Source organism: Pandoraea sp. NE5 (assembly GCF_024363545.1).
Classification (GTDB): Bacteria; Pseudomonadota; Gammaproteobacteria; order Burkholderiales; family Burkholderiaceae; genus Pandoraea; species Pandoraea cepalis.
The window spans coordinates 4,387,915-4,401,463 of record NZ_AP025517.1 but is presented as its reverse complement, the minus strand read 5'-3'; the positions used below and the strand labels follow the sequence as shown (position 1 = coordinate 4,401,463).

General features: G+C 64.3%; 11 protein-coding genes. 2 read left to right on the top strand and 9 right to left on the bottom strand.

Going from position 1 to position 13,549, the window contains the following annotated elements:
- Positions 1-19: 19 nt before the first annotated feature.
- Both thiD and lplT read right to left on the bottom strand, forming a co-directional pair.
- Complete coding sequence (thiD, locus tag PanNE5_RS19890) at positions 20-844, bottom strand: bifunctional hydroxymethylpyrimidine kinase/phosphomethylpyrimidine kinase (protein WP_261938693.1); 825 nt, start codon at positions 842-844, stop codon at positions 20-22.
- 1 nt (position 845) lies between these two features.
- On the bottom strand, positions 846-2,138 hold the full coding sequence (gene lplT / locus PanNE5_RS19885) for a lysophospholipid transporter LplT (RefSeq protein ID WP_017234102.1): 1,293 nt from the start codon (positions 2,136-2,138) through the stop codon (positions 846-848).
- A 337-nt stretch (positions 2,139-2,475) separates the two neighbouring features.
- On the opposite strand from lplT, the gene alr reads away from it, so the two are divergent.
- Positions 2,476-3,546 (top strand): alanine racemase, encoded by a 1,071-nt coding sequence (gene alr, locus PanNE5_RS19880; protein WP_017234103.1) that lies wholly within the window; start codon positions 2,476-2,478, stop codon positions 3,544-3,546.
- A gap of 23 nt (positions 3,547-3,569) precedes the next feature.
- Positions 3,570-4,943, top strand: coding sequence for a DNA repair protein RadA (gene radA, locus PanNE5_RS19875; RefSeq protein WP_261938692.1), 1,374 nt, complete (start codon positions 3,570-3,572; stop codon positions 4,941-4,943).
- An 81-nt stretch (positions 4,944-5,024) separates the two neighbouring features.
- Here the strand turns inward: radA and PanNE5_RS19870 are convergent, their stop codons facing one another.
- The 7 genes from PanNE5_RS19870 to dapC all read right to left on the bottom strand — a co-directional run bounded on the left by PanNE5_RS19870 (position 5,025) and on the right by dapC (position 13,236).
- Positions 5,025-6,965, bottom strand: a complete 1,941-nt coding sequence (locus tag PanNE5_RS19870) for an ATP-binding cassette domain-containing protein (protein ID WP_261938691.1) — start codon at positions 6,963-6,965, stop codon at positions 5,025-5,027.
- A gap of 172 nt (positions 6,966-7,137) precedes the next feature.
- On the bottom strand, positions 7,138-8,565 hold the full coding sequence (gene cls, locus PanNE5_RS19865; protein ID WP_017234106.1) for a cardiolipin synthase: 1,428 nt from the start codon (positions 8,563-8,565) through the stop codon (positions 7,138-7,140).
- A 111-nt stretch (positions 8,566-8,676) separates the two neighbouring features.
- Positions 8,677-9,570 carry a 50S ribosomal protein L3 N(5)-glutamine methyltransferase gene (gene prmB, locus PanNE5_RS19860; RefSeq protein WP_017234107.1) on the bottom strand — a complete coding sequence of 298 codons (894 nt, stop codon included), beginning with the start codon at positions 9,568-9,570 and terminating at the stop codon, positions 8,677-8,679.
- 20 nt (positions 9,571-9,590) lie between these two features.
- Positions 9,591-10,742: a succinyl-diaminopimelate desuccinylase gene (gene dapE, locus PanNE5_RS19855; protein WP_017234108.1), complete on the bottom strand. Its 1,152-nt coding sequence runs from the start codon at positions 10,740-10,742 to the stop codon at positions 9,591-9,593.
- Positions 10,743-10,746: 4 nt separating this feature from the next.
- The gene (locus tag PanNE5_RS19850; protein WP_017234109.1) at positions 10,747-11,094 is read right to left on the bottom strand and encodes an ArsC family reductase; all 348 of its coding nucleotides are present in this window, start codon (positions 11,092-11,094) and stop codon (positions 10,747-10,749) included.
- Positions 11,095-11,181: 87 nt separating this feature from the next.
- On the bottom strand, positions 11,182-12,009 hold the full coding sequence (gene dapD / locus PanNE5_RS19845) for a 2,3,4,5-tetrahydropyridine-2,6-dicarboxylate N-succinyltransferase (RefSeq protein WP_017234110.1): 828 nt from the start codon (positions 12,007-12,009) through the stop codon (positions 11,182-11,184).
- Between the two features lie 24 nt (positions 12,010-12,033).
- Positions 12,034-13,236: a succinyldiaminopimelate transaminase gene (gene dapC, locus PanNE5_RS19840; RefSeq protein WP_150563529.1), complete on the bottom strand. Its 1,203-nt coding sequence runs from the start codon at positions 13,234-13,236 to the stop codon at positions 12,034-12,036.
- Positions 13,237-13,549: the final 313 nt, after the last annotated feature.

The following is a 13,549-nucleotide window of genomic DNA, read 5'->3' as shown; positions in this document are numbered from 1 at the left end:
CCGTTAGCGCCTCACTGCGTCACCCCTTGGACCAGACCGCGTGGAAGTGATGCACGGGGCCGACACCGTGGCCGATGTGCAATGTGTCACTGGCGGCAAGCGCGCCGTTGAGATACGCCTTGGCGTCGCGCACGGTGTCCGACCAGTCGTGGCGGCGGGGTCGCAACGCGGCCAGCGCGGCGGAGAGCGTGCAGCCGGTACCGTGGGTGTTGTGCACGGCGATGCGCGGGGCGGTGAAGCGCTCGACCCCGGTCGCGCTCACGAGCCAGTCCGGGCTGAGATCGCTGGCCAGATGGCCCCCCTTGACCAGCACATGGCGAGCGCCCAGCGCGCGCAGCGCTTGCGCTTGCTGTTCCATCTCGCGTTCGTCGGTCGCGGGCTCGACGCCGAGCAGCGCCGCGGCTTCCGGCAGGTTGGGGGTGATCAGATCCGCCAGCGGCAGCAATTCATCGCGCAATGCGGCGACGGCGTCGGGTTGCAGCAACGCGTGGCCGCTCTTAGAGATCATCACGGTATCGAGCACGACGAAGCGCGGCTTGTACTGCCGCAATCCGGCGGCAACGGCGCGCACGACCTCGGCATTGCCAAGCATGCCCAGCTTGACGGCATCGACCGTCAGATCCTGGAAAACGGCATCCATTTGCGCAGTGACGAAACTCGCCGGCGGCGTGTGGATGGCGGTGACCCCCTGCGTGTTCTGCGCGGTGAGGGCGGTGATCACGCTGGCGCCGTAGGCGCCGAGCGCGGAAAACGTCTTCAGATCGGCTTGGATGCCGGCGCCACCGCTGGAATCCGAGCCGGCAATGGTGAGAACGATGGGAACGGACGACTGACGCGAAGACATATCAATGCTTGATTTCGCCGATGAGCGCGACCGAATCGAATTCGCGCTGATTGGCCTGGTGACGCCGCATGACGAGCCACATCGTGCCCGAGACAAACACGCCGAACAGAATGATGACGACCCCCACCGGCACGTTGAACCAGATCAGCAGCGCGTAGAGGCACAGCATGATGAGCACGGAAAGGTTCTCGTTGAAGTTCTGCACGGCGATGGAATGGCCCGCCGAGAGTAAGACGTGACCGCGATGTTGGAGCAGGGCGTTCATCGGCACCACGAAGAAACCCGCGAGCGCACCGACGATGATGAGGAAGATGTAGGCAACGATCAGGTACAGCGGCACTTTCCAATCGGCGCCCCACGGCAGTAGGTCCTTCGAGAAGAAGGCCATCGCCATCACCGCGATGCCCATGGCGATGCCGACCGGCAGTACTGAGAGTGAACGCTTGAGCGGGATGCGCGAGGCGGCGGCGATGGCGCCGATGGCCACGCCCACCGCGGACACCGCCTGCAGGATGGCGCCTTCCGAGAGCGTCATGCCCAGCGCTTTTTCGGCCCAGCGCAGCACGATGAACTGGAGCGTTGCTCCCGCGCCCCAGAACAGGGTCGTGACGGCGAGCGAGATCTGGCCCAGCTTGTCGCGCCACAGCGTGGTGAAGCAGTCGGCAAAATCGGAGACGAGTCGGATTGGATTACGTTGCTGACGCGCGTAACGCGCGCCCGTGTCGGGGATGCGCAAATTGAACAGCGCGGCAATCACGTAGATGACCATGATGACCACCATCGAGGCCATCGCCGGCGTATTGATGACCTCTGGCGTGCGTTGGAGCACCCATTCGGAAATATGTGGACTGATGAGTGTGCCGCCGAGAACGGTGCCGAGAATGATCGAACTGACCGTCAGCCCCTCGATCCAGCCGTTGGCCGCGACCAGTTTCTCCGCAGGCAGCAATTCGGTGAGAATGCCGTACTTCGCGGGCGAGTAGGCCGCCGCGCCGAAGCCGACTACACCATACGCGATCAGTGGATGCGAGCCGAACAGCATCATCAGGCAGCCCGCGACCTTGATCGAGTTGCTGATGAACATGACCTTGCCCTTGGGCATCGAATCGGCGAAGGCCCCGACGTAGGCGGCGAGAATGACGTAGGAGAGCACGAAGAAGAGCTTGAGCAGCGGCGTCATCCACTGCGGGGAGTGCAGATCTTTCAGGAGCGCGATTGCGGCGATGAGCAATGCATTGTCGGCCAGCGACGAAAAAAACTGCGCGGCCATGATGGTATAAAAGCCTTTCTTCATCGTTCCTTGAGTCGATCCCGTGCTGCGTAAAACTTGCGTGTCTCGGTTGTCGGTATCCGCAGCGCCCGCAACGGGCTTCCCCACGGAAGAAACCGGGCTTAAACATCGGGGTATCGGCGCGCTTCGGCCAATCAACTGTCGTTATTCGGCCGTATATTCGGCCTTGATGCTCCCCGTGTCGGGCGCCCGGTCGCCCTCGGTCTGAGACCGGTCTTGTTATCGGGAGAAAAATTTGGCAAAACAAGTTGTGCGCACGGCTTTATAACACGAAAATATGCCGATGCGTTATGCCGCCAGCCTGTCCTGGCGAGCGTCTCCTTCGATCCCGTGTCCGCTTATGCCTCGTCCAATCAAAGTCTCGATTCACACCGCAGCCCTCGCTCACAATCTCGATGTCGCCCGCCGCAGTGCGCCCCGCGCCAAGGTGTGGGCCGTGGTCAAGGCCAATGCCTACGGGCATGGCATTGAAAACGCGTATCCCGGATTGCGCGACGCCGATGGCTTCGGCCTGCTCGATCTCGACGAGGCCGTGCGTTTGCGCGAACTCGGCTGGGCCGGTCCGATTCTGCTGCTCGAAGGGTTCTTCAAACCCGAAGATCTGGCCGTCGTCGACAAGTATGGTCTGACGACGACCGTGCACAGCGACGAACAACTGCGCATGCTGGAGACCACGCGCCTGAGCAAGCCGCTCAACGTGCAGCTCAAGATGAATTCGGGCATGAACCGTCTCGGCTTTGCCCCCGAGCGATTTCGCGCCGCATGGGAGCGTGCTCGCGCGATTCCCGGCGTGAGCCAGATCGTGCTGATGACTCACTTTTCCGATGCCGACGGTCCGCGCGGCATTGCGTATCAGATGGAAGCGTTCGAGCGTGGCGCATGCGACGTGCCGGGCGAGCGCAGCCTGGCCAACTCGGCCGCCACGCTGTTCCATCCGGAAGCACACGGCGCATGGGTGCGCCCGGGGATCATGCTCTATGGCTCCTCGCCGAAAGGTCTCGAAGTCCCGGCGGCCACGCTTGATCTGCAACCGACCATGACGCTCGAAGCCGAGTTGATCGGTATTCAGGACGTGCCGGCGGGCGGTACGGTCGGTTACGGTAGCGTATTCACCGCCGAGACGCCGATGCGCGTGGGCACAGTGGCCTGCGGCTATGCCGACGGCTATCCGCGTGTTGCACCCTCGGGCACGCCGATACTGGTCGACGGTGTGCGCACGCGCACCGTGGGCCGCGTGTCGATGGACATGCTGGCCGTCGATCTCACGCCGGTGCCGCAGGCACGCGTGGGTGCGCCTGTCACGTTGTGGGGGCGGGGCCTTTGCATCGACGAGGTCGCAGCGTCGGCCGGCACGCTCGGCTATGAGCTGATGTGTGCCGTGGCGCGCCGCGTGCCGGTGTACGCGAACTGAGCATCAGGACAGGATCGCCACGCATGGCCAAAGCCAAGACTGTCTATATTTGTACCGAATGCGGCGGGCAGACGCCCAAGTGGGCGGGGCAGTGTCCCCACTGCAACGGCTGGAATTCGCTCGTCGAATCGGTGGCGGAAGCGCCGACAGGTCATCGATACCAATCGCTCGCCAAGAGTACGCCTGTGCGCAAGCTCGCGCAGATCGAGGCGGCCGATGTGCCGCGCTTCTCCAGCGGCGTGAGCGAATTCGACCGCGTGCTGGGCGGCGGTCTGGTTGCCGGCGGCGTGGTGCTCATCGGGGGAGATCCCGGGATCGGCAAGTCGACGCTGCTGCTTCAGTCGCTTGCAAATCTGGCGCGCGAACGGCGTGCGCTGTATGTGAGCGGCGAAGAATCGGGCGCGCAGATTGCCTTGCGTGCGCAGCGCCTGGGCCTCGGCGCCGCGGGCGAGGGCGGCGGGGAATTGGATTTGCTGGCGGAAATCCAGCTCGAGAAGATTCTGGGCGCCATCGAGTCGGAGAAGCCCGACGTGGTCGTGATCGACTCGATCCAGACGGTCTACTCAGAAGCGCTCAGTTCGGCGCCGGGATCGGTCGCGCAGGTGCGCGAATGCGCGGCGCAACTCACGCGCAGCGCCAAGCAGAGCGGCGTAACGGTGATCATGGTTGGCCACGTAACCAAGGAAGGCAGTCTCGCCGGGCCGCGCGTTCTCGAACACATCGTCGACACGGTGCTGTATTTCGAGGGCGATACGCACTCGTCGTACCGGTTGGTGCGGGCGTTCAAAAATCGCTTCGGTGCCGTCAACGAGTTGGGCGTGTTTGCGATGACGGAGAAAGGCCTGCGCGGCGTGGCGAATCCGTCGGCCTTGTTCCTCTCGCAACATGAGCAAAGCGTGCCGGGCTCGTGCGTGCTCGTCACGCAGGAAGGCACGCGCCCGCTGCTCGTCGAGGTGCAGGCGCTGGTCGACACGGCGCAGGTGCCCAATCCGCGGCGTTTGGCCGTGGGGCTGGAGCAGAACCGGCTGGCCATGTTGCTCGCCGTGATGCATCGTCATGCGGGCATCGCCTGTTTCGATCAGGATGTGTTCCTGAACGCCGTCGGCGGCGTGAAGATCTCGGAGCCGGCGGCCGATCTGGCCGTATTGCTGGCAATTCATTCGTCGCTGCGCAACAAGCCGTTGCCGCGCGGCATCGTAGCATTCGGCGAGGTCGGGCTGGCGGGCGAAATCCGGCCGAGCCCGCGCGGTCAGGATCGTCTCAAGGAAGCCGCCAAACTGGGCTTTTCGATTGCGATCATCCCGAAGGCGAATGCGCCGAAGCAACCCATCGACGGCCTCGAAGTGCATGCCGTCGACCGTTTGGAGCACGCGATTTCCGTCGTGGCGGGGTTGTAGTCGCGCTGGCGCTTGGGGGCGCTCCGGGGCAGGCCTTCTCAAGGCCATGCCACCGCCCCGGCAGCCAGGGTCTGACGCCTGTCAGACGATCTGCTCGAGCGCTTCCTGTGCGTCGAGCCATTCGGCTTCAATGTCCGACAGTTTGGCCGTGACGTCCACCTGCTGCTTCAGGCTGTCGGTCAGCAAGGCTTTTTTCGCGTCTTCATAGGTGCCGCTGTCGGCGAGGATGGCGTCGAGTCGCGCCTTTTCGTCCGCGAGTTTCGCCATCGATTGCTCCAGCTTCTCGATCTTGCGTTGCAGCGGTTTGCGCAGTTGAGACAGCCGCTGGCGTTCCTGCGCTTCGGCGCGCTTCTGATCCTTGCGATTGACGCCGTCGCCACCCTCTGCACTCTCACCGCTACCGTTGCTGGCATCACGTGCCGCGGCCCGTTGGTCGGCCGCGTGTTGCAGCAGCCAGTCGCGATAGTCGTCGAGATCGCCGTCGAACGGCTTTACTTCGCCGCCGGCCACGAGCAGAAACTGATCGGTGGTCGCGCGCAGCAAATGCCGATCGTGCGAGACGAGAATCAATGTGCCGTCGAACTGCGCCAAGGCCATCGTGAGCGCGTGGCGCGTTTCTAGGTCCAGGTGATTGGTCGGTTCGTCGAGCAGCAGAAGGTTCGGCTTGCGCCAGATGATGAGCGCGAGCGCCAGACGCGCCTTCTCGCCGCCAGAGAACGGGGCGATCGACGACGTGGCCATGTCACCACGGAAATTGAACCCGCCCAGAAAATCCCGGAGCTCCTGCTCGCGCGTATCCGGGGCGAGCCGCTGCAAGTGCTGCAACGGCGAATCGTCGTGACGCAGCGTTTCGACCTGATGCTGGGCGAAGTAGCCGATCTGCAGGCCCTTGCCGGTTTTCACCGAGCCGGTGAGGGTCGCCAGCGTGCCGGCGAGCGTTTTGATCAGCGTCGATTTGCCCTGACCGTTGGCGCCGAGCAGGCCGATACGTTGCTCGTTCTGCACCGACATCGTGACGTGCGGCAGGATGACCTTCTCGCTGCCGTCCTCGAGCGGGTAGCCGCAACGGACGGCTTCGAGCACGAGCATTGGGTTCGGCGCGCTGTCAGCCGGGCGGAACTCAAACGTGAACGGCGACGCGATATGCGCGGGGGCGATGCGCTCCATCTTTTCGAGCGCCTTCACGCGACTCTGCGCCTGGCGTGCCTTCGTCGCCTTGGCCTTGAAGCGCGTGATGAACGACTCCAGGTGCGCAATCGTCTTTTGCTGCTTCTCGAAGGCGCTTTGCTGCAGCGTCAGTTGCTGGCCGCGCAGGATTTCGAACTGACTGTAGTTGCCACCGTAACGCTTGATCTGCTGATTGTCGATGTGCAGCGTGACGTTGCAGACCTCGTCGAGAAATTCGCGATCGTGCGAAATCACGATGAGCGTACCCGGGTAACGCTTGAGCCAGTCTTCGAGCCAGACGATGGCGTCCAGATCCAGGTGGTTGGTCGGCTCGTCGAGCAGCAACAGATCGGACGGGCACATGAGCGCCTGCGCCAGATTCAGGCGCATGCGCCAACCGCCCGAGAAGCTGGCGACCGGCAACTGCGTTTGCGCCAACGTAAAGCCGAGGCCGAGCAGCAGCGCCTCGCCGCGGGCCGGGGCGGTGTAGCCGTCGGCGTCGGCGAAGGCCGCGTGGGCGTCGGCCTGGGCATGGCCGTCGTGAGCGACTTCCGCCGCCGCAATATTCCCTTCGATCTCACGCAGCCGCGTGTCGCCGTCGAGAACGTAGTCGAGCGCAGTACGCTCGACCGCTGGCGTCTCCTGCATCACATGCGCCAGGCGCCAGCTACTGGGCACGAAGACATCGCCCCCATCCGCGTGCAACTGCCCGCGCAACAGCGCGAACAGCGTGGACTTGCCGGCGCCGTTGGCGCCGACGAGGCCGACGCGCTCGCCCGGGTTGAGCGTGACGGAGGTGTCCTCGAAGAGCGGCTTGGTGCCGCGCGCGAGGGAAAGGTGTTCGAATCGGATCACGAAAAAGGCCGAGGGGTAAGCGGGTCAGTGCGTCCTTGGCCTGCGCGGCGGGCATGTGCCGTCGATCCAATGAGGACCGAACGTGCCATGCCGGCAAACCCACGCGCAGAGGACGGCAAAACCGCTATTTTACCGGTCTGCGCAGGCGAATGCGATGCGCGCCGTCGACTGGCTACAGAATTGGGGCGAAAAGCCGCGCCACGCGCATCACAATCTGGCGCCATTTCGGAATCGTCCGAAATTCGTCCTTGTTCAGCAGGGTGGCATGCTCGAAGTCGTGCGTGAGCATGAACGCGACGTCATCGGCAAAGGCGCGGTCGACGGTCAGCAGCATGATCTCGAAATTGAGGCGGAACGACCGGTTGTCGAGGTTGGCGCTACCGACGGCGGCCGCGCTGTCGTCGATCAGTACGACCTTCTGGTGAACGAAGCCGTGTTGATACCGATAGACGTTGATGCCGCTGCGGGCGGCTTCGAAGGCGTACGACGTGGTGGCTTCGAACACCACGCGGTGATCGGCCCGGTCGGGGATCAGGATGCGCACGTCCACGCCGCGCAGCACCGCCAGGCGCAATGCGGAGAACACGGCTTCGTCGGGCACGAAGTAGGGAGTGGTGAGCCAGACCCGCTGTTGCGCAGCGTTGATGGCGGTGACAAAGAAGAGCGACGACGTTTCCAGCCGGTCGGCGGGGCCGCTGGGCACCACCTGGCAGTGCATGTCTTCGCCGGAGGCGACCGGTTGACGATTCAGCTCCGGTACCGTGCCCGTACTCCAGTGCCAGTCTTCGGCGAACGCGCGTTGAATGCCGACCACTGCCGGGCCGCGCACGGCAATGTGCGTGTCGCGCCAGGGGGCCAGCGGCGGTTTCTCGCCAAGATACTCCACGCCGACGTTGTGACCGCCGATGAACGCTTCGTTGCCGTCGATCACGACAATCTTGCGGTGATTGCGAAAGTTCAACTGGAAGCGATTCACGAAAATACCGCGCTTGGCGGCGGCGAACTCGTGCACGAGGACACCGCCTTGGCGCAGCGTGTCGCAGTAACTGCCGGGCAAGTCGTGGCTGCCGATCCGGTCGTAGAGAAAGAATACCTTCACGCCCGTGGCGGCGCGCGCGAGCAGGCGGGCGGACAGGGCGCGTCCAAGGGCATCGTCCTTGACGATGAAGAACTGAATGACGATGTAGTCGCGCGCGCGGTCGATGGCGGCAAAGATGGCGTCGAACGTGGCGTGGCCGTTCACCAGCAGACGCACGCGATTGCCGGCAACGAACGACATGCCCGTCATGGCGGTGAGCGCCGCAAACTCGGGATGGGCTTCCATCGCGACAGGCGGCTCACCGCTCCATTGTGTTTCGCCGATGCGGGTTTGCAACGCTTGATTCCGGGCGCGCCGGGCCTCGACGTAGCCGATGAACTTCGATCGGCCGAGGAACAGGTAGGGGATGAGCGTGAGGTAGGGCATCGTGACGAGCGATACCGCCCACGCCACGGCGCCCTGCGACGTCCGTACCGTCAGCACGGCATGGATCGCGGCGATCGCCCCCAGTGCATGGATACAGGCGACGGCAAAGCCGACGTCGAGCCAATTGAGCACCATGACGGACAATCTTCCTCCATGCCGTGAGTCGCGCGGACCCGGGAACCCGAGTGTAACCGGGCTGCACGACCTTAGGCGAGCACTCGCTGCAATGGGCGAGCACCGAGGCGATTACGGCAGGTCGGCGGCCTGTACCAGGAACACCATGTCGTCGCCGGCGCTCGTGGCGAGCCACGTCATCGGCAGATCGGGGAACGCGGCTTCGACAAAGTGACGTTCGTTGCCGATTTCCACGACCAGGACGCCATGCTCCGTCAGGTGCTCGCGTGCACCGGCAATGATGCGTCGAACCACGTCCATCCCGTCGTTACCCCCCGCCAGGGCAAGACGCGGCTCGTGGCGATACTCGGCCGGCAGCACCTGCATCGAACCTTCGTTCACATACGGCGGATTGGTGAGGATGACTTCGTAACGCTTGCCCGTGGGCAGCGGTGCATACAGGTCGCCCAGATGCAGCGCGACACGGTCGTCGAGGCCGTAGTCGGCCACGTTGATCCTGGCCACGGCGAGCGCGTCGGGTGAAATGTCGACGGCATCGATCTGCGCGGCCGGGAAGGTCTCGGCGGCCAGAATCGCCAGGCAGCCGGAGCCGGTGCACAGTTCGAGGACCTCGGCCACGTCGTCGGCGTGATCGACCCACGGCTGCAAAGCGTCTTCCAGTAATTCGCCGATGAACGAGCGCGGCACGATGACGCGCTCGTCCACGTAGAACCGGTGACCGTGCATCCACGCTTCATTCGTGATGTAAGACGCCGGCACTCGCTCGCCCGCACGACGGTTGACGACCGACAGTACGCGCTCGATTTCGTCGGGCAGCAAACGGGCGTCGAGAAACGGGTCGAGTGTGTCGATCGGGAGGTGCAGCGTATGCAGCAGCAGATAGGCGGCCTCGTCGTACGCCGTGGCCGTGCCATGCCCGAAGGCCAGCTCGGCCTCGGTGAAGCGCGAAACGGCGTAGCGCAATAGGTCGCGTAATGTCTGGAAGGGATGGGTCTGTGTCGTCATGGTGGAATGCCTCGTGCGCCTCAGGCCACCAGGCGCGTCAACACGCCCCGATAGATGTTCTTGAGCGGTTCGATGTCGGCCACCGCGATGTGTTCGTCGATCTTGTGGATGCTGGCGTTGCACGGACCGAATTCGATGACCTGCGGGCAGATGCGTGCGATAAAACGCCCGTCGGACGTGCCGCCCGTGGTCGAGAGTTCGGTCTCGAGCCCCGTTTCCTCGCGGATGGCGCTCGCGAGCGCTGCCGACAGGTCGCCGCGCGGCGTGAGGAACGGTTGGCCGCTGATCGACCAGTCGAGCGTATAGGTCAGGCCGTGACGGTCGAGCAACGCATGCACCCGTTGCTGGAGGCCGTCGGACGTGCTGGCGGTCGAGAAGCGGAAGTTGAACATCACCGTCAACTCGCCGGGAATGACGTTGGTCGCGCCGGTGCCTGCGTGGATATTCGAGATTTGCCACGTGGTGGGCGGGAAATACTCGTTGCCGTTGTCCCACACGGTTTGCGTCAGCTCGGCGAGTGCCGGCGCGAACAGGTGCGTTGGGTTCTTGGCGAGGTGCGGATAGGCAATGTGCCCCTGCACGCCTTTGATGACCAGCTTGCCCGACATCGATCCGCGACGGCCGTTCTTGACCATGTCGCCCAGGCGCTGGCTCGAGGTCGGCTCACCGACCACGCAGTAGTCCAGGCGCTCGCCCCGCGCCGTGAGCGCTTCAACGACCTTCACGGTACCGTCGGTGGCGGGGCCTTCCTCGTCGCTGGTCAGCAGGAAACCCACGGAGCCGGTGTGATCCGGATGTTGGGCGACGAACTCCTCGGAGGCGACCACGAACGCCGCCAGCGACGTTTTCATATCGGCGGCGCCACGACCGTAGAGCATGCCGTCACGATGCGTGGGGGCAAACGGATCCGAATGCCATTGCTCCAGCGGGCCGGTCGGTACGACGTCGGTGTGGCCTGCGAAGACGAGCAGCCGGCCGTCGGGGCCGCGCGTGCCGCGCTTGATCGCCCAGAGGTTGGTCACGCCGTTCGACGCGATGGTCTCGCACGCGAAGCCGATGGCCTCAAGGCGGCGCGCCAGGATGGCCTGGCAATCGCGGTCTTCGGGCGTCACCGAGTGACGGGCGATCAGTTGCTCGGTGAGCGCCAGTGTGGCGCCTTGGGAGAAAGTCATGAATTCAGAATCGTGAGGCGTAACTGTCGGGCGCGAAGCCCACGGAAACCTGGCCGTCGGCCACCAGCACCGGGCGCTTGATGAGCGATGGATTTTCGACCATCAGCGTGCGGGCCACCGACGTATCGGCCGCCGCCGCTTGTTGTTCCGGCGAGAGTTTGCGCCAGGTCGTGCCCTTGCGATTGAGCAGCGTGGCAAGCGGAACCTGGGCGAGCCAGGTGTCCAGCAGCGCGTCGTTCACGCCCGCTTTCTTGAAGTCGTGAAAGTCGTACGCCACGCCGTGCTCGTCGAGCCAGGTGCGCGCCTTCTTCACGGTGTCGCAGTTGGGAATGCCATACAGCACTGCCGTCATCGCCGAAACTCCTGGTGTCGCGATTGCAAAGATGCGCCGAAGCCCTCGCCGCCCAACTGGCGGCGAAGCCTCGGATACCGCGTTGCCTTACTCGCCGCGCAGCAGGTCGTTGATGGCCGTCTTGGCGCGCGTTTGCGCATCGACCTTCTTCACGATCACGGCGCAGTACAGGCTGTACTTTCCGTCCTTCGAGGGCAGGTTGCCCGGCACCACGACCGAGCCGGCCGGCACGCGGCCATAATGCACTTCACCGGTTTCGCGATCGTAGATCTTGGTCGACTGCCCCAGATACACGCCCATGGAGATCACCGAGTTCTCTTCGACGATCACGCCTTCCACGACTTCCGAGCGGGCGCCGACGAAGCAGTTGTCTTCGATGATGACCGGGTTGGCCTGCAGCGGTTCGAGCACGCCGCCGATACCGACGCCGCCCGAGAGGTGAACGTTCTTGCCGATCTGGGCGCACGAACCGACGGTGGCCCACGTGTCGACCATCGTGCCTTCGTCAACGTAGGCGCCGATGTTCGTGTACGACGGCATCAGCACCACGTTCTTGCCGATGAACGAGCCACGACGCGCCACGGCCGGCGGCACGACGCGGAAACCGCCGCGTGCGAAGTCGTCGGCGGTGTAGTTGGCGAACTTGCTCGGCACCTTGTCGTAGAACTGGCTGAAGCCGCCAGCCGGCATCACGACATTGTCTTCGAGGCGGAACGACAGCAGCACGGCCTTCTTGACCCATTGGTTCACGATCCAATGGCCGTCTTGCTTCTGGGCCACGCGCAAGGCGCCCTTGTCCAGTTCGGCGATGACGTGGGCGACGGCCTCACGCACCTCGGCAGGTGCCGACTTCGCCGAGATCTCGGCACGGTTGTCCCAGGCTTGGTCGATGGTGGTTTGCAGTTGTTGCGACATGGCGAGAATCGGTTGCAGTGAGAATTAAAGGGATTGGCAGAACTGCACGATGCGCTGGGCGCCTTCGGTGCATTCGTCCACATCGGCCACAAGGGCGATGCGCACATAGTTCTCGCCCGGGTTGGTGCCGTGCGCCGCGCGGCCCAGGTACGACCCGGGCAGGACGGCCACATTGTATTGCGCCAGCAACTGGCGCGTGAATTCCGTGTCGGACAGGCCGGTTTTCGTGTCGACCCGAGCCCACAGGTAGAAGCCCGCGTCTGGCAGACGCACGTCGAGCACGTCGGCGAGCATTGGCGTGACGGTCTGGAACTTCTTCAGGTACTTGCTGCGGTTCAGGCGCACGTGGGCTTCATCGTTCCACGCTGCAACGCTCGCCGCTTGCACGGCCGGACTCATCGCGCAGCCGTGGTACGTGCGGTACAGCAGGAATTTCTTGAGGACAGCGGCGTCGCCCGCCACGAACCCCGAGCGCATGCCCGGCACGTTCGAGCGCTTCGACAGGCTCGAGAACACGACCAGACGGTCGAAGCCCCGACCCAGTCGATGCGCTGCCGCCAGGGCGCCCAGTGGCGCATGTTCTTCGTCGAAGTAGATCTCGGAATAACACTCGTCGGACGCAATCACGAAGCCGAATTCGTCGGAGAGGTCGAACAGGCGTTTCCAGTCGGCAAGGCTCAGCACGGCGCCGGTCGGATTGCCCGGCGAGCAGAGATAGACAAGTTGGACGTCGCGCCAGACGTCGGCCGGCACGGCGTCGTAGTCCGGCGCGAAATTACGCGCGGGATCGCTGTCGACGTAATAGGGCGTCGCGCCGGCGAGCAACGTGGCGCCTTCGTAGATCTGGTAGAACGGGTTCGGACACACCACGCGCGCGCCGGGCTTGCTGCCGTCGACGACCGCCTGGGCGAACGAAAAGAGCGCCTCGCGCGAGCCCGTGACCGGCAGAACTTCCGTGGCCGGATTCACGTTGGGCAGTGCGTACCGGCGCTCCAGCCACTCGGCGATCGCCGCGCGCAGCGGCTCGCCGCCCGCGGTGGCCGGATAGTTCGAGAGGCCGCCCAGCCCGTCGATCAGGGCTTCCTTGATGAACTGCGGCGTCGGGTGCTTGGGTTCCCCGATGCCGAAGCTGATGGCCTTGTACGCGCTGGCAGGCGTGATGTCCGCCACCAACGACTTCAGGCGTTCAAAGGGGTAGGGCTGGAGCTTGTCGAGTAATGGGTTCACGAGAATTCAAACAGACTCAGGGCTAGGGTTCGCGCTGCCGAGCAAGGCAACTTTCGAGGGCAATCCGGCGCCGTGCGGGCCGGCCGGCTGGGCGTTGCGCCGCGCCGCCGCGCGGCACGACGAGCGCTTTCCGGGGCCGGACTGGCAGGGCGCAGGCCACACAGGGCGGCGGTATCGTTCGTAACAACGCGCGAAGGACGGTTCCCGAACGCGCTAAAGAATGGCAAGATCGGCAAAGCGAAAATTATACCGTTATGGCGAGCACAAAGCGCGACCGCTGCGTAATTCAGCCTATTCCGAGGCGCCGATGGGG

Bases quoted from the DNA above. Each gene is read 5' to 3' on its own strand.
- thiD (WP_261938693.1), bottom strand. From the start codon at position 844: ATGTCTTCGCGTCAGTCGTCCGTTCCCATCGTTCTCACCATTGCCGGC.
- prmB (WP_017234107.1), bottom strand. From the start codon at position 9,570: ATGACGACACAGACCCATCCCTTCCAGACATTACGCGACCTATTGCGC.
- dapE (WP_017234108.1), bottom strand. From the start codon at position 10,742: ATGACTTTCTCCCAAGGCGCCACACTGGCGCTCACCGAGCAACTGATC.
- dapD (WP_017234110.1), bottom strand. From the start codon at position 12,009: ATGTCGCAACAACTGCAAACCACCATCGACCAAGCCTGGGACAACCGT.
- alr (WP_017234103.1), top strand. From the start codon at position 2,476: ATGCCTCGTCCAATCAAAGTCTCGATTCACACCGCAGCCCTCGCTCAC.
- lplT (WP_017234102.1), bottom strand. From the start codon at position 2,138: ATGAAGAAAGGCTTTTATACCATCATGGCCGCGCAGTTTTTTTCGTCG.
- PanNE5_RS19850 (WP_017234109.1), bottom strand. From the start codon at position 11,094: ATGACGGCAGTGCTGTATGGCATTCCCAACTGCGACACCGTGAAGAAG.
- cls (WP_017234106.1), bottom strand. From the start codon at position 8,565: ATGGTGCTCAATTGGCTCGACGTCGGCTTTGCCGTCGCCTGTATCCAT.
- radA (WP_261938692.1), top strand. From the start codon at position 3,570: ATGGCCAAAGCCAAGACTGTCTATATTTGTACCGAATGCGGCGGGCAG.